The sequence below is a fragment of the Paenibacillus sp. FW101-FHT12H11 genome (assembly GCF_058790355.1).
Map to the genome: position 1 here is coordinate 172,178 of NZ_JBYTCO010000013.1, position 16,587 is coordinate 188,764.

17 protein-coding genes are annotated in these 16,587 nt (G+C 39.3%); 11 read left to right on the top strand and 6 right to left on the bottom strand.

Features of this window, described 5'->3' with window-relative positions; all coding sequences use genetic code 11:
• The first annotated feature begins 91 nt into the window (after positions 1-91).
• The 4 genes from AC3WTJ_RS34005 to AC3WTJ_RS34020 all read left to right on the top strand — a co-directional run bounded on the left by AC3WTJ_RS34005 (position 92) and on the right by AC3WTJ_RS34020 (position 2,857).
• Complete coding sequence (locus AC3WTJ_RS34005) at positions 92-487, top strand: VOC family protein (protein WP_492525782.1); 396 nt, start codon at positions 92-94, stop codon at positions 485-487.
• 466 nt (positions 488-953) lie between these two features.
• Entirely contained in the window at positions 954-1,505 is a 552-nt protein-coding gene (locus AC3WTJ_RS34010) for a cupin domain-containing protein (RefSeq protein ID WP_492525784.1), read from the top strand.
• Positions 1,506-1,696: 191 nt separating this feature from the next.
• Positions 1,697-2,359 (top strand): signal peptidase I, encoded by a 663-nt coding sequence (gene lepB / locus AC3WTJ_RS34015; RefSeq protein WP_492525786.1) that lies wholly within the window; start codon positions 1,697-1,699, stop codon positions 2,357-2,359.
• A gap of 195 nt (positions 2,360-2,554) precedes the next feature.
• Positions 2,555-2,857, top strand: coding sequence for a hypothetical protein (locus tag AC3WTJ_RS34020; protein WP_407870779.1), 303 nt, complete (start codon positions 2,555-2,557; stop codon positions 2,855-2,857).
• 274 nt (positions 2,858-3,131) lie between these two features.
• Here AC3WTJ_RS34020 and AC3WTJ_RS34025 read toward each other — a convergent pair whose 3' ends face one another.
• Positions 3,132-4,253: a hypothetical protein gene (locus AC3WTJ_RS34025; protein ID WP_492525788.1), complete on the bottom strand. Its 1,122-nt coding sequence runs from the start codon at positions 4,251-4,253 to the stop codon at positions 3,132-3,134.
• A 249-nt stretch (positions 4,254-4,502) separates the two neighbouring features.
• Here AC3WTJ_RS34025 and AC3WTJ_RS34030 point away from each other — a divergent pair, with 249 nt between their 5' ends.
• The 5 genes from AC3WTJ_RS34030 (at position 4,503) to AC3WTJ_RS34050 (ending at position 9,425) form a co-directional block, all read left to right on the top strand.
• Entirely contained in the window at positions 4,503-4,958 is a 456-nt protein-coding gene (locus AC3WTJ_RS34030; protein WP_492525790.1) for an NUDIX hydrolase, read from the top strand.
• A gap of 267 nt (positions 4,959-5,225) precedes the next feature.
• Positions 5,226-5,864 (top strand): hypothetical protein, encoded by a 639-nt coding sequence (locus tag AC3WTJ_RS34035; RefSeq protein ID WP_492525792.1) that lies wholly within the window; start codon positions 5,226-5,228, stop codon positions 5,862-5,864.
• A 420-nt stretch (positions 5,865-6,284) separates the two neighbouring features.
• Positions 6,285-6,803 carry a DUF4275 family protein gene (locus tag AC3WTJ_RS34040; RefSeq protein WP_492525794.1) on the top strand — a complete coding sequence of 173 codons (519 nt, stop codon included), beginning with the start codon at positions 6,285-6,287 and terminating at the stop codon, positions 6,801-6,803.
• Between the two features lie 596 nt (positions 6,804-7,399).
• Positions 7,400-8,197, top strand: coding sequence for a lipid II flippase Amj family protein (locus AC3WTJ_RS34045; RefSeq protein ID WP_492525796.1), 798 nt, complete (start codon positions 7,400-7,402; stop codon positions 8,195-8,197).
• Between the two features lie 529 nt (positions 8,198-8,726).
• Complete coding sequence (locus AC3WTJ_RS34050; RefSeq protein ID WP_492525798.1) at positions 8,727-9,425, top strand: CTP synthase C-terminal region-related (seleno)protein; 699 nt, start codon at positions 8,727-8,729, stop codon at positions 9,423-9,425.
• A gap of 25 nt (positions 9,426-9,450) precedes the next feature.
• On the opposite strand, the gene AC3WTJ_RS34055 is transcribed toward AC3WTJ_RS34050, so the two are convergent.
• Entirely contained in the window at positions 9,451-9,603 is a 153-nt protein-coding gene (locus AC3WTJ_RS34055; protein WP_492525800.1) for a DUF3973 domain-containing protein, read from the bottom strand.
• Positions 9,604-9,849: 246 nt separating this feature from the next.
• Between AC3WTJ_RS34055 and AC3WTJ_RS34060 the strand changes: the two genes are divergently transcribed.
• On the top strand, positions 9,850-10,650 hold the full coding sequence (locus AC3WTJ_RS34060) for a hypothetical protein (RefSeq protein ID WP_127457377.1): 801 nt from the start codon (positions 9,850-9,852) through the stop codon (positions 10,648-10,650).
• A 61-nt stretch (positions 10,651-10,711) separates the two neighbouring features.
• Here AC3WTJ_RS34060 and AC3WTJ_RS34065 read toward each other — a convergent pair whose 3' ends face one another.
• Positions 10,712-11,602 (bottom strand): AraC family transcriptional regulator, encoded by an 891-nt coding sequence (locus AC3WTJ_RS34065; RefSeq protein ID WP_492525802.1) that lies wholly within the window; start codon positions 11,600-11,602, stop codon positions 10,712-10,714.
• A gap of 145 nt (positions 11,603-11,747) precedes the next feature.
• Between AC3WTJ_RS34065 and AC3WTJ_RS34070 the strand changes: the two genes are divergently transcribed.
• Complete coding sequence (locus AC3WTJ_RS34070) at positions 11,748-12,659, top strand: DMT family transporter (RefSeq protein ID WP_492525805.1); 912 nt, start codon at positions 11,748-11,750, stop codon at positions 12,657-12,659.
• A gap of 75 nt (positions 12,660-12,734) precedes the next feature.
• Here the strand turns inward: AC3WTJ_RS34070 and AC3WTJ_RS34075 are convergent, their stop codons facing one another.
• The 3 genes from AC3WTJ_RS34075 to AC3WTJ_RS34085 form a co-directional block, all read right to left on the bottom strand.
• Positions 12,735-13,712, bottom strand: a complete 978-nt coding sequence (locus tag AC3WTJ_RS34075; protein ID WP_492525807.1) for an ABC transporter substrate-binding protein — start codon at positions 13,710-13,712, stop codon at positions 12,735-12,737.
• Positions 13,713-13,895: 183 nt separating this feature from the next.
• Entirely contained in the window at positions 13,896-15,632 is a 1,737-nt protein-coding gene (locus AC3WTJ_RS34080; RefSeq protein WP_492525809.1) for a helix-turn-helix domain-containing protein, read from the bottom strand.
• Complete coding sequence (locus tag AC3WTJ_RS34085) at positions 15,629-16,366, bottom strand: AraC family transcriptional regulator (protein ID WP_492525811.1); 738 nt, start codon at positions 16,364-16,366, stop codon at positions 15,629-15,631. The genes AC3WTJ_RS34080 and AC3WTJ_RS34085 overlap by 4 nt, the downstream gene beginning before the upstream one ends.
• Positions 16,367-16,587 lie beyond the last annotated feature (221 nt).

Sequence of the window (16,587 nt, forward strand, 5' to 3'; positions counted from 1 at the left end):
CGACATGACGGCAGCCCGCATCTCGAAGTAACGGGAGTTAAGTTGAATAATGGATATAATATGATGCAATAGTTTAAAGGAGGAGTATGACATGGAGAAAGTAATTCCTTTCTTAATGTTTCAAGATGGCAAGGCGGAAGAAGCAATAAATTTCTATACTTCGCTCATTGAGGATTCTGAAATTACAAGCCTTGTTAGGTATGGTCCTAATGAAGCTGGAGAAGAAGGAACCATCCTGCAGGCCACTTTCACATTAAAAGGGCAGGAGTTTATGTGTATTGACAGTCATGTTAAACATGCATTTTCCTTTACGCCTTCGTTTTCGATTTATGTTGCTTGTAATACGGAGGAAGAGATTGATGAGCTTTATGGGAAACTTAGTGAAGAGGGACAAGCTCTAATGCCATTAGGTAACTATGGGTTCAGTAAAAAGTTTGGTTGGCTGAATGACCGCTTTGGAGTTTCGTGGCAAATAAATTATTTATAGCGACGACACCGGCAAAAGCTATACCTGAAGCTACTATAGATCCTGTGAAAGCCAAAGCCGACGCTTTATGATATAAGGGTGTTTAATGATGGCGGGAATATTAGCTATCTTTACATCATTGCTGACGAAAAATATAAATAATATTCTTAATTTGATTGAAGCAAATAAAGATCCGAGCATGAGGATTAAATGAAAAGTCATGTGTAAAAGCCACTCTGCTCTGTTTTATAAGTTGACAAAGAAACATTTGAAACGCTTAATAATTATAATGTTTGATATGATGTGACACGATTAATGAACCCACCTAAACGATTACCGTTCGGGTGGGTTTTTAATTGCAACATACCGATCAACCGTTTCGCTAACGGGAGATTACTATATAGGCTTTTGCTCATTTTTTGCTCCTTTAATTAGGCAACCGCATAGGATAAAAGGTAAACAATGAAATCATTGGAGGAACATGAATATGTACCGTAATTTGTACTATCACTATCAATGGCATAATCCTATGCATTGTAACTGGAATAATCTAAGATGGAACTATAGTTGGTATCCTCATTATTACAATTGGAACAATAACAACTGGAATCGTTATGAAAACATTAAATTGACAGATTATGGGCCAAGACCATTTGTAGTGAATATTGATCAAGCTACTAAGCAAAACGATAATTACCGAACCGCTTTATGGACAGGGAAACACTATCAAGTGACCCTAATGAGTATTAATGTTGGAGATGACATTGGTTTAGAAGTTCATCCCACAACGGATCAATTCATACGTATTGAAGAAGGTCAGGGCCTTGTTCAAATGGGTGATAGTAAAGAAAATTTGGATTTTCAGGAAATGGCCTTTGATGACTATGCAATTATGATACCTGCTGGAAAATGGCACAATGTAACTAATACAGGTAATAAACCACTTAAAATTTACGTTATCTATGCACCACCTCAGCATCCATATGGTACAGTTCATGAAACCAAAGCAATTGCAATGGGATCTGAAGAAAACCACTAAATTTATGGTCCAACGTCAAAGACGAGCCATTGCGCTAATGCAGAACTATAGAACATCGACACCAGGCTGCCGATATAAATGGCAGCCTTTAACGTAAACATTGATTATGAGTGGAATTTCATAATAATGTTGGAATTTTTTGGGGAAGTCCGCCCCGAAATTGAGTATTATCTAAAATAGGGGGGATACAAATGAAAAAGTCATTAGTCATGGTTTTCTTTTTTTTGTTTGTTCTCAGCTGCAGTCAACAAAGCATTACTGACTCAATCACTCTAGAGTCGCCAAAGAGAGTTGAGATGAAACAGGGCCTAATTGCTGTTGAAAATTATAACGATGGAATGGCGCGTCACAACTTAGAATACATCTCCAAAGACAAAGGGAAGATAGCTGTTGACCCGAATTATTTCAAGGAGAACGGATATAATCGCGGTGATGTAATTTATTATAAAACTCCTGCAATTGATAAGAACAAATATCCACGGCTAAATCCGCCTGAGTTTAACATATCAAGGGTTATTGCTCTTTCAGGCGAAGAGATTGAAATAAAGAAAGGTCAGGTTTATGTTAATGATAAAAGGTTAGATACCTTTTATGGGAAGGCCCTAAGTTGGGGGCTCGAGGAAGAAGAGTATTTTATGACAGTTAACAAACCAGGCTCAGCTCTATGCGATGAATTATGTCAAAAAACCATGAAAGAATACTTTAGCATGGAAATGGATAAGGTTAAAGTGCCTGAAGGGCATCTCTTTGTTATGGGTGATACATGGTGGAGAAGTATTGACAGTCAAATTTTTGGTTCTTTGCCTTTCGCCAATGTCAAGGGAAGAGTATTGGGATATGCTAGTAACGAATAGCTTTCAGAATCCAAACCATTGATCAAGTTTAAACTAACGCAAGAACATTAGTCCAATAGTGGCAGCGAGTTGTTTAAACTGAGTTTTTTTGCAGAGAGAAAGGTACTATAAAAAGATATGACTGTGATTATTTACTAAGATAATCTACACTTAATCCATACATAAACTCGATTCTGTGTGGAAAGGGGAGATGCTATGTCTTATAGAAAAGCTATCGTTGTATGTCTACAAATCATGGTTTCAATTGCTCTTCCATTTCTGCTGTATCAGATATATGATGATTATTTTCATGAGTACTATATTCATGGATTTCTTGCTGGTTTAGGTCCACTATTGGCTGCTGCAGGGATGTTATTACTAAATTTAGCTTTTCTTAGTCCGCTACTGTATGTGCTTTGTAAAAAATACGTCGATAGTGTTTTATTACTTCTACTGCCTCCGATTTTTATTGGGATCTCTGCTTTTTGTCAGTATGGCATCATGGTCGCACTAGACTAAATAAATGACAAAAACAAAGCAGGTATAATCTAGTTAATACGTATCAACTATACAAGAAGTAATTACTCCATAAAATTAGCATAGTAAGGCTGCCGGTTAGAACGGCAGCCTTACTATGCTAATTGGCTATTGAAAACTTCTCGATTTTAGGAAGGAAATGCGTGAAGAGTTATGGATTGGGAAGATGATTTAGACGCAGAATGAATATACACAGTTGACCTCAAAAATTATATATTACTCTAAAAAATCAGCCTCTAGGCTGGCTACTGTAGAACTATGCAACATTCAAGATCTCTTTAATATCTTTGCTTATTGAAACTGAAATTTCATCTGATTCATTATCCAAAGTCTCTAATATGAGCTTGCAACTATTAATTATTTCATCATCAGAATTATGTACAACAAATTCCAGAGCTTTGACATAAATAAAGATTTCATCTAGGTCTAGGTTATTTTCTAAGCCATCACCTAGTTTCTGATGTAGTCTACTTACACATTCCTTAGCTAGTTCGCGACTATATCTCTCAAGACTCAAAAATACATCGTATTCCGTTTTCGTAAATTGATAAGGAGACTTTTTATTAAATTCACTCTTGAATGCTTCTACCCAGTAGTCAAGGCACTCTTCAACACTGTTGTTAGCTTGCTGAACTAAAATTGACTTAAACTCTTCATCCTTAACTCTCAGATCAGGAAAACATTGATAAAACAGTTCAGGATCAATTGTTTTTCTCATCACCAGACTGTAATCATTATAATCATGTCCTGTAGCCGCGTAATATATGAAATCCTCAGTTTTGTTTAAATTGGAGAATGCATCTGCTTCAGCAAGCCGTTTAACTACATTTAGTGCAGCTAAGTAGTGACCGTCTTTAAATATTTTCTTCTCATATGCTACAACTGGAACATCATCGCTTAAAAACTCCTCAGCTTCTTCATCCTCATACGACAAATCTGAAGCCATTCTTTCAAAACCTTCAATTGTACTTGCTACTTCTCCCATATCGCTTGGATAGAATTGAAAAGCAAAATCCCCTTGGTTGTATTTCAAACTTTGTATCTGTGTATCAGAGTAGTTTGGATAGTGTTTCTTCACTGTGTTCTCTAAGCCAGTAATTGTATTCATGTAGACGTAGAAACTGTTGTATTCGTCAGCATATAAATTGAATGCATAGACTTCAATATTGTTCTTGGAGATAGAGAAATTATTTATAATTTTTTTACATCCTTCAAATAATGCATCTTCTAGATCCTGGAAGGTTACTACTTTAGTTTCTAGTGGTGCTGACTCTGAGTATAACAGACGGTTATCATCAGTTTTGACATAGTAACCTTCACCTTTTAAAGCTTTTTTTCCGTCTAGTAGTTGGCAAATTCCCGTATAATAAAGATTCATATTTTTCTCCTTTATTTTGTGCTATTTGAGCAAAATAAGTTTACATTCTCCTCCTGTTGCTAGTATACAACAAAAAAACAGCCTCTAGACTGGCTTGTATTAAATCAAATCTAACTATTTGGAGAATTAGTTAACCATAAACGGCAACCTTTGTCATGATACCAGGCAGGATAATGAATTCGTCTTCGTGAATACATGAATTATTGTTAGATGAACTTAACGAACGGTAAAAGACAAAGGAGACTATTCATGGGATACATAATGGACTTAAGAAACTTTGTTGGCTCAAGCCCGCTAATAATGGTTGGATCATGTGTGCTTATTTTTAATCAAGCGGGGCAATTATTACTCCAAAGGAGAACCGATAGTAATGATTGGGGAACCATTGGAGGCTCATTAGAACTAGGCGAATCATTAGAAGAAGCAGCAGCTCGGGAACTTTATGAAGAAGCAGGATTGATTGCGGATTCCTTCAAATTCATCACGATTTTATCCGGAAAGGATATGTACTATAAATATCCTCATGGCGATGAAATCTATAATGTGATGGCAATTTATGAAGCCCAGAATGTGCAGGGTAATCCTAAAGTAAATGACAATGAAAGCCATGAACTTAGATATTTTTCTTTGGAAGAACCAATAGAGAATTTGAATCCTTTTACAAAGCATTATCTTAAAAAAGCTGGATATATAGTGAAATGGTAAAATTTCATCTAGTTATCCGATAACAACAGCTCCATACAGATCCAGGAAGAGACTGCCACAATCGGCAGCCTTTTTAGGTTGCGATACAGTTGGGAAAGTGTAAAAAGCGGTTGACAAAATAAAACTATTCCAGTATTTTCTAATTAGAAACTCATCTAATTAGATGAACAGTAAATTTATCTAGGTACTCTTATCGAAATCAGTATGTATAGTCACATCAATATAAGCCTTTAGAGCCAACAATTTGTGGACTAGATTGGGGGAATCATGCCAACGGTAGGAATCTTAGGAGTAGTTCATGACAATGAATTACGGAAGAAGTACCATTTAACTTTGGAAATAATAAGAGAGTTAATTCTGGAATTTAATCCAGATGTGATATGCGGTGAAGTACTTCCCGACAGTTGGGAGAAATACAAAACTGATTCCACACATCGAGGATATTGGGGCGAACCAGCAAGCGAGTACTGGGATTTAATTTTTCCATTATGCGAAGAATTGAAAGTTGATTTTGTACCTATTGATTGGGTGGAACTTGATGTTTGGATGGATTTCGACCCATTCAAGAATCATAGTGAGTTGCAACGAAGTGCTTTGATTGCTGCATCAGAGCAATGGTTTCAGAGACAACTTTCCACTTGGAATTCCAGTGCTATTCCGTTCAATTCATTAGAATACGACAATATAACGAAACAAAAGTATAAATGGTTAGAGCAAATTAACCCTGAGTCACATGTATTTCGATGGGAGTGTAGACATCTAATAATGATTCAACGAATACATAACGCAATTAATAAGTATCCAGGGAAACGATTCTTATGTATCGTGGGTGCAGACCATAATCATGCGATATACGAAGGTTTAGTTAAAAATAAGGATATACAACTTGTATATCCTTTAAAATAGTGAGGGTAGATGTCTTAATCAAATTGAACATTTTGATCCAAGATCACTTCTTTCGGTGGACTTTCCATTGGTGGAGCATAAGGGATCAAAGCGAAACGGTTGGTTCGACCATTCTTGTACAAGTTCTCTAGAGGGAATAAGTCGCCTACCATTAGATAATGCTCTGGCGTTCAGTTAGTAGTCGGATAAGGGATTCGTCAATTGCTTTGACTTCATCATTGTATTCGTTCGGTATCAGTTTCAGTTCAGACCAAGCCATCATTATATCCTCCTTGAATCCAATTATATTCCTTTTCCAATTATAACAATAATAAAGCGAGAATAGAAAAAGCAGCAATGAGGTGCTGCTCGTAGCGCAACCATTTTTACCCATTTTCGTATATATATTGTTCAATTAAGGCTAGTGAAGAGAGGGATTTTATGAATTATAGTACGTACAGACAAGAAATTAATCAAATGATAGACCGTTTACCTGATGAAGAATTAGAGAAAGTTTACTGGTCCATTGAAGCTATCCGCCAAAAATATCTTTTTACTAAAGCCATGCAAGATAAAGGGGTAGTTATAGTAACCTTATTAGATAAAGAGCAAGGAATCATGGAGCAGTGGGATAGCGTATTTGCAAAGAATATTAGCGACGAGACCAAAAGGAAAATTCGTTATGATCAGTATAAGTGGCATATTTTTAGTTTTAAAAAGCAAGATTGCATTGAAAAAGAAGCAGCAAGAAACGCATTTGATGCTATAACTAAAAATGAACTTTATGTTATGTATCAAAATATACCTGATATTATATTTGAATATAATAACGCTAGTGCTATTGTTGCATCCGATTTTGATTATGAACAAGATATATATCTATTTGATAAGAATTTTACATGGACGTACGTATACACTCATGAATCCATGTGTGGACCATACTTTTACAAAAGTGTTTAGGGATAGTTACCTATTAACTTATTTGATGAAACTCTTAGAGGTGCAAATATGGAAATGAAATGATTAGCATATCGAATCTACCCTGAACCATTTGGAACCACGTATCAGTATATTGATTTAATGAATAAAGCTATTGTTGAAAAGCTGTTTGATTATTGTCAGATATTAGAAGCAATGATTTCCAGAGAAGGTTGGAACTTTTTGATAAATTATCATGGATATCAGGTTTTATATGAGATAAATGAAAAGAGCGAGTAGTTTGACTGCGGAAATCTTGAAGGATTTATCATTGAAGTTGAAGCACATATCGACATTTTGCCTCATCTTTAACGGGACACGTTTGTTAACAAGATTATTAATGGGCAGGTGCCAAGGCGCCTGCTCATTTTATTAAATTGTAAGATTTAATAAAAAGATTGTAGAGACCTTCATAATAGAAGGTTCAGGATAACGTAGTTGGCACTAAGATCAAAATAAGAAATAAATACTAAGGGAATTTCTCTTTTTTGGAAAAAACAACTAGGTTATTATATGTAAGGAAGTCAAGTTGAGAGAGATCTTTATTAGAAATGCAACAGACGGGGGAGGCTATTCCCATGGTTGAACGTATCGTTATAATATCGTTGCTTACACTGATTATCCACTCTGCTGAAACGCTCTCATACGCGGTGAGAATGGCGGGAATTCGATCAGGAAAATTAGCAATAGCACTATCTTTAACGGGTATGATTGTTCTTATTTCGAGAACGTCAAATATTGCTCAGGGAACGATGACCGGCAAAGTCGTTGATTTTGCTAAGAATCATTTAGAGTTTAACCTAGTTGGGAACTTTAGGATTATATTAGCTGCTGCTTCCCTTGGCACTCTACTTGCAATAGCATTATATCCTACATTTATAGCATTATCTGGACGTATGGTATCACATTTGGAGAAAGCCGGATCAGTCCCGAAAATGATTCAGAATGTACTCCGAGTTGATGTCATTCAACATTCTTTCTATCATTTTCGAATACCGAAATGGGAAATGATTCAGCGTCTCCGTGCTGGTGGACTCCCAAAACGATTAATGCTTATGAACTGTTTTGTGACTGCTATTTATACCGTAGGCGTATTGGCAGCTTTATATGCAGCATTTTTGCCAGGGCAATATAGCATTGGTGCTTCTCAATCTTCGGGATTAATAAACGGAATGGCTACTATTCTATTAACTATACTGATCGATCCGAAGGTTGCATTACTGACAGATAAAGCTTTGAGTAAAAAAGCAAAGTTATCTTCAATTAATAAAGTTTTTGGTGCTCTTATGTTCTCAAGATTTTGTGGGACGTTGCTAGCACAAGTAATATTAATACCTGCAGCATATTGGATAAAAACAATTGTCCCATACATATAGAATTTGTAGTAAGGTTAACTGAACGAGGTAGGAGGAGCATATTGGACAAAAGAAACATAATATTGTTTACGCTTACTATTATTATTTTTATTATTGGACCAATATAGTTTGGGTTGAATTTTACGCACCTCTTGCAAGTGGTTCAGCAATGGAGTTTCCGATATTATCGAACTCGGAGATTAATTCATACCCACAATTAGAGTCTCACGTAGAAAAAATCGCCATGTCTGGTTATTTGGTGAGTGAATGGCTTAAGAGAATGAAATTATCTTACTTATATTATGGTATCAACTCCTTTTTAATAATTATTTTGCTGCTATTAATGGCAATGATCACAAGAACCAGAAAGCGTCCCACGAGGAATAGTGAATTAAACTAAATACGGTTCATTCTCTCGTAATACTCGAAAAATAGCTTTTCCTCTAACATAAAACAATAGCTGAATACAATCAATATGGAGTTACTTAATACTAAATCCAAGGGAACTTAAACTAACCATACGATCCAAAAGCGAGGCTCACGAACAAAAATGATAATTGGCATTGTAGGTGATTTTAGTCCAAAATACCCGTCGCAGATCGCAACTAACAATGCGCTTAGGCACACTCAAGCTAAATTAGGGATTTCTATGGAGTTTGAGTGGATTGCAACAGCGACAATAAATAAACAAATGGATGCCATCAAGCGTACGTACAATGGTATTTGGATTGGCCCAGGTTATCCGGATTCTCTCGATGGGGTACTTAGCATTATTCAATTCGCACGTGAAAACGATGTGCCTTTGCTGGGAACATGCGGCGGGTTTCAATATATCATTATGGAATATGCAAAAAATAAATTGATGTTGGAGCATGCAGCCCACGAAGAGCGCACCCCCCATGCTTCACAATTAATAATTAGTAAACTGGCCTGCTCCTTAGTTGGTCAAGAAGGTGAAGTTATCATCAGGAAACCATCGAAAACCTTTGATATTTATAAGACCGAAGCTATAAACGAACAGTTTAGGTGTAGTTATGGATTAAGTTCCGAGTATGAAAAGCAAATTCATGATAGCGGATTAAGGATCGTAGGAACAGATCCTGTAGGTAATCCAAGAGTTATAGAAATACCTGATCATAAGTTCTTTATTGGTACTTTATTTGTCCCCCAATTAAGTTCCTCTGTAGATTCAACTCATTGTATTATTGACTCTTTTATTACTACTGTATTGAATGAACAGCTACAATAAAACTATATTTAAACGTTGTGTAAGCTCACTTTTTTTCAATATGGCATACTCCGGCATGGTAAAGAGTTGAATTATTATAATAGAACCCCGAGCTAAAAATTAGGATTTGTTTCGATGTAGAACGCAGATGTAATGCTTTACACCGGATACAATAATACATGAGATCACCTCGTAACATCTTTTATTAAATTTTGCTTGCTCCTGCTGAAATTGACTTACATTCTGATAGCCTACCCGTTTGGCGACGTCGAAACAATGCAGAAATTTAAGGATTCTGGTTTGCTTTTTTTCGGTAAAAAAAATTAACCGAGCAGTATATTTTAATAGATGTCGTTTTCTAAATAATTGATGATCTTGTCCTGCTGCATCCGTCCATACCAAATCACTCTATTTCTCATTTCATATATAGGAATTCTTAATTCTTTTGAGAGTGGTGGTAGAGATGGCCTTTACGGTTCCTGTGGTTTCTATTTTCACAGCGGGTTCAGCTTCTGGCGGTACTTCCCAAGAACGGCAAGCCCGGCAAGGAAATGACATTTCAAGTTCGAACCTGGCATGGGGAAGCGGCTTCTCCCCTGGAGTAAGATGCGGTATGACATTTACTGCAGCAGGCCGCTTTAACACACCTACTACAATTAATAGCAGATCCGTTACTAGTCTAGATGATCCAAGACTCGTCGCTTTATTCGATATGGCCAAAAGACAAACGAACAATGCCACTGCACTTTATGTCATCTATGTAAGCGGGGAATTCCTCACCAGTTCCGGCAATGTCATTGGCATGGGGGGACCGCGCTTCAAATTTTTTAACAGCACAACCGATTATGGTCTGTATGGTCATATCGTCATGAGCGACGGAGCACTAAATTCGTACGGGCTTGCACATGAAGCCGGGCACTGTTTATTCGGCCGGTTTTTGAACAGCAACCAGAACAGCTTTACGATTAACGATCCATCCAATCCAGGCAGCGATCACAGCAACAATCCGCAAAATCTCATGTTTCCAACGATTCCGAACGAGAATCCGCAGATTGTATCGTCACAATGCAGCACCGCCAGACAAAGTAAAATTGTGCTGCAGAACGCTTCGAACAGCCGAGGCAGAATTATTAAAAACAATCTGACGTCGATGAAAAAACTAAACGCTAGAATCATTGCAAAAATGAGATTTATGAAGAAGGATACGTTACGTCGCCCTGTAAAGAAAAGACGTAAGCTGGCCTAATGTGTAAGCTGTCCCGGATTCGTCTTAGCAGGCGACCCGGAACAGCTTTTTTACATATGTTTCAGAAAATAGAGGAGGAAGAAGAGCGGAATTCCTTGGGCGTAAGGCCGCGATGTTTTTTAAAGGATTGGATAAAGTGATTGACGTGATTGAAACCAACTCTTCTGGCAATTTCGGTTATCGCATATTCCGTCGATGCCAATAGCTCACAGCTTTTTTTAATCCGGTACTTGATCAGATAGTCGTAAGGGGTAATATGGATGCTCTTTTTAAAGCCGCGGGTGCACTCCGATACACTCAAATGAGCCGCATCAGCAATTTCCTTTAACGTTAGAGTATTTGTATAGTTCTGGTGAATAAAGCTAAGCATCAATTGCAATCTTTCTTGTTGTAATCTGTTATGCTTTGAGGTTTCCTCTGAAGGTAACGAGATGTTCGAGATGAGGATTAACCATAACTTGACCGTTTTGATCGAAATCTCATACTGCCATCCCCAGTTCTTTTTCCATTCAAACTCTTTTTTCATATCGTTAAGGATTTGAAGGACTTCATGTTCCCATGCCGCGTCTCCTTTAATTTCTAGCGACAATAGGTAGGAGTTGGTATAAGGAAGCACATAATTTCTCTCCATGGCACTATCTGAATAAAAGGCGAGCAGCTTCTCCGGAAAATTAAAGCTCACATATTCCCCGTCAGGCGAAAGGCGAGTCACAATGTGCAGAACGCTTTTGTTGATAAAAATAGCCTGCCCCGCTCTTAACTCATAATCAATGCCATTGATTTGAATCGTCAGCTTTCCTTTGGTCACCAAAGTCATTTGTAATTCTTCGTGCCAGTGCAAGTCGTTAACTCCTCGGCCTAGAGGGACAGATCCGTGATTCGTATGGGTATACATGATATAGGGGAAGGCCTCGTCAGGATATTGAATGGCTTCATATAATTGTTTTTTCAAAGGGGAACTCCTTTTTGACGATATATCCATATAAATAAGGGATATAATTGCACAAAATATACAGGGACGATGTTATTATTATATCCAGCTTCGGCTAACCTTTACAATTCTGTGCACAGGAGTTGTTGAACAGCTTGGAGGAATTATGGATAGATTAATGAAATCTGCCTTGCAATCGCATCCGTTTATATTACTAGCCATCAGCATTTTATCCGTCTCGATCTCCTCTATCATGATCAAATTTTTGGATTCGCCTACGTCCGTTGCCGGGATGTACAGATTGTTTATTTCTGTCATTCTGATGTTTGCTTTTGTCCCCTGGAGAAGGATTCGCACCTTACGGTTGGATAGAAAAGAATGGAGTATCGTGCTTTTAGCCGGTCTTTTTCTTGGCCTGCATTTTCTCTTTTGGATGGAATCTCTGGTTTATACTTCAGTAGCAAGCTCCATGGTCATCTTGTCGCTGCAGCCACTGTTTGTCATGATCGGTTCTTATTTATTATTCAAAGAACAAGTAAATCGGCTAATGGCCGGTTGCTTAATCCTTGCGCTTCTGGGTTCAATTCTTATTGCTTGGGGAGATATAGGGATTTCGAAAGCAGCACTGATTGGAGACGGCTTATCGTTAGCAGGGACGCTATTTGTTTCCGTTTATTTATTGGCGGGGCAGAAAATAAGCCATAAAATAGATGCGAATGTATACAGCATTATCGTCTTTTTCATTGGCGGTACCGTCTTGCTGCTCTACAATGTAATGAATTACATCCCGCTTACGGGGTATGACTCTTCCGAATGGACGTACTTCTTGTTGCTTGCCATCATCCCGACCTTATTCGGACAATATATTTTTAATCTATTGTTGAAGTCGGTGGGGGCAACGACGGTCTCAGTAGGCATTATCGGTGAACCCGTTCTTGCCATCATTCTCGCTTATTTATTGTTAGGGGAGGCCATTACCTTATTTCAGTTTTTAGGCGGTATGCTGACTTTGTTCGGTATGGGCATGTATTTCTGGTTCAAAACTTTGACTGGGGGCAGGAAAGCCACAAATCATTGAATCGAGCGGTATCGGCATAAAATTGAATCGCAAAAAGCGCCACCCGGGATGGGTGGCGCTTTTTCATAAAAGGATTTATTTGAGCGCAGCAGCAATCTGATCAACAATTAAATTGATGGCTATGGGTCCATAATAGCCGATCCATTGTGCTGTGTTTTCGGAATAGACATGGTTATCCTTAACCGATTTCAAATTTTTCCAGATCGAAGTTGCCTGAAAGGTAGTCGTTAGCTCCAGATTCGTCTCGTCTTGAAGCAGAAACATATGATCAGCACTCAACTCCGGGAGAGACTCCATTGAAATCATGACACTTGTGTCCTTGGTGTTGTTGGCCATTGGGGGTGGAGTCAGACCCAGATCCTTGTACAGTATTTGTGATGTCCGATGTGCTGTCGTTTGGAGACGAATCATTTTATCTCTAGGCCGGATCAAGGCAACTGTTTGACCTTTCATTTTGTTGGCCAATACCGTTTTTAGATCGCTTATTTTTTGTTGGTAACCTGTAACCAGTGCCTGCGCTTCTTGCGGTTTATTCAAGATTTGCCCGAACTTCAACAGGACGGTCTGCCAATCTTCCGTGCGCTGCAGGACAATCGTCGGTGCGATTTTGACTAAATTGTCGTAGATCTTGTTATGGGCATCCGTAGCGATGATAAGATCCGGTTCAATAGCGATAATTCCTTCCATATTTGGTTCCAAATAAGTGCCAAGTAACGGGATGTTGCTCATCTTATCACCGAGATATGGAGGGAGTCCGTTATCCGTTTCGGCGATTACACTGCCCGCCGGCTTAACGCCTAACGCTAGCATTTGATCCGCGAACTGAACGTCTAACACGACAATTTTCTTGGGCACGTCCTTAAGTGTCATTTCACCCTTCAAATGTTTGATGGTAACCGGTGCCGGGAGTTCTGACTTAGTTTGAGTTTGATTGGTCGCTTCTCCGCCAGCGGTAGTGCTGCCTTGATTGGCGTTGTTGGAGCAGGCAGCCAGAAAGATGACCAGAGTTACTAGCAGGCTAAATGTCCATATAAACTTGATTTTTGGGTGCATAGGATATAATTCCTCCACTTTTTATTGAGAATGAGACTCATCTTCACTTAGATTACTATACCGATTCGTTCGGCTATCTTCCATGGATATTTGCGCCAATTCCCCATGGATTGTGACGACACAAAAAACACTGTCGCACGGATCAGCAGAATCCGTAACAACAGTGTTGATATAGGAAAGGGACTATTTTGCATCCAAAAGAACGCTTGCCACTTGATCAACCACCTGATTCATCGCGATTGGGCCATAATAAGCAATCCAAATACTCGATTTGGCGTGATAAACATGCTGCTGCTGCACGGCACGTAGACTTTTCCATGTCGTCGTGGCCTGGATTTCATCTGTCCAACCTTTAAATTGGTTGTCGGTCAATACGAAATAATGGTCCGCATCCACCTCCGGCAACCCTTCCAAAGATAGGAGAGAACTGGTCCTTTTGCGATCAACCGCTAACTTCGGCGGATGCAGACCCAGATCGGTGTAGAGAATCGATGCCGTACGATGGGCACAGGTATGCAGCCGAATCGAGCTGTCCAGAGGCCTGATCATCGTTACCGATTGCCCATGCAGCTTGGTCGCAAGCAATGATTTCAGCACATTGATTTTGCTTTTATACTGCTGCAAGACCTGTTCAGCTTCTGGTTTCTTGCCCATGATCCGGCCGATGGTTCGCAAGGTTTCTCTCCAGTCGCGATTTCGTTCGAGCATGATGGTCGGCGCTATTTGTGTGAGGCATGCGTACAAGTTTTTGTGAACCTCGGTGCAAATGATCAGATCGGGTGCCAACGCATGCAAAGCTTCCAGATCGGGCTGTTGCATCGTACCCAAGGGCTTGATTGGGCGAAGTTTACCAAATAGATACTCAGGAAAGCTGCTCAGATCACCGGGTTCCATGACACTACCGGCCGGCTGTTCACCGAGAGCCAGCATATGGTCCATAAATTGGGGATCCAGTACAGCAATTCGCTCAGGTTGCCGCTGGAGCAGCAGCTCGCCTTTAAGATGAATAATCGTCAACTGTAATCGACGTAAGCGACGAATAGGAACATCCATTGAATCCGACGCTGATTTCTTTTCGCTGCTAACTTGTTGCATCGATTCCCGATACATGCTCGGAGATACGCCTGTGTAACGCTTAAATAATCGGCTGAAATAGTAATTATCCACATAACCTACGGCTTCGGCAATATCCTTGAGCCCATCTTTTGTACTACTGAGCAACGCCTTGGCCTTGTCGATTCGGATTTGCATGAGGTAGTCGATCGGTCCCAGACCCAGATGCTTGTTGGACATCCGCTGCATAGTCCGAGAGCTGCTGTTGAATCGTGTTGCTAGTGTGACTGCTGTGATCGGTTCGAAATAATGTTCATCCATATATTTGACAGCTTGCAGCACCATATCCGGTGATGTTTGTTCTAATTGTTGGTGCTGCAGTTGTCCCATTACTTCACAAATGAATTGGTAAAACAACGATTTCACCTGCAGCTTTGCCAACGCTTCCGTCTGTTCCCATTCCTGCTCCATCCGTGACAAGGAGATGAGAAGGGGAGCCGTGTGACTGGCCACGAAGCCATAGTGGATATCAAACGGTTCCGTACGAGCCAGCAATTCAAGATGATCTTGGCTGCACGGCATTGGAAGAGAGGCTTTATACGAAATGATGTAATATTCGACAGGATCGGTGATGTCCTTAATCGTGAGTACAGCACCCTTGCCTGCATGACAAACATATCCATTCTCAAGAGGATGCTCATCCCCGCCTAGCACCATTCGAGCATGACCTTTTACCGTATATAAAAGAGTACTCGACATAAGCTGGAAGGTGTGCAAAGGCTCGCCGATAGGCAGCTCGATCCGCTGCACATCCGTTATTTTCAGCGATGCTTGGTTCCAAAGTGTAAGGTGATTTTCCACAATCATAGCTTCATGTCAGCTCCTGTCAGGTCCAATCCCGAATGCTTATAGGCCGTCGGAGACATAGACGTGTACTTTTTGAAAATACGGAAGAAATACGAATGATCGTAATAACCCAAGTAATTAGAGATCTCCGTTACCGAAAGGTCGGAATTCGTCAACAGATTGCAAGCCTCTTTCATACGCAATAGATGAATATACTGAATAGGGGAGATGCCCATAACTTCGCGGAACATGGAGATTGTATAGTTGGACGAGCGGTGTATGAGGGCGGCAAGATGATCGATCTGGATGGGTTGTCTGTAGTGAGCGACCAAGTATTTTTGCAGCTCGTTCGCAAGCTTCAGTTTGACAGGAGTTACTTCCACAAGTTCGAATTCACGTGCCGCCATTCCGACTAACTCCTGTAAAATTCCGTTGACAAAATATCGATTGAATTTGCCGTCTCCAACGACTTCGAGATAAAGCTTTTCGAATCGGTGTTTAAAATACGCGAAGTTACGGATTTTACACTTGAGGTGACCTTTAACGAAAATAGGAAGTTCCTCTGAATCCTCTTCGCCATGATAGAACAAAACGGTGATTTTTTGATGCTCACCTTCAAAGTTCTCACCCGTTCGCAACGAATTTACCGGTATGAACAGCAATTCTCCTTTTTCTCCAATTACGGTATGATCGTTGATGGTGTATTTGATTTTACCGTCAATCATTAGTACGAGTACATTATGATTTAATAACATGGGACTTGTACGCCAGTTTGGAATGCGGTTGTCAAAGTGTACGGAATGAAGAGACAACATATGTACGAAAGTCCTTTCGAGTAGTATATCTAAACATTAGCAGTATACATAATAAAATTCAATAATGCTTTGATTAATAAGTATTTATATTATAAATCGAAAGAGAATTGTACATATCATCAGTGTAATATGCATGGACTATTCTCTTATGTTTTTAGTAC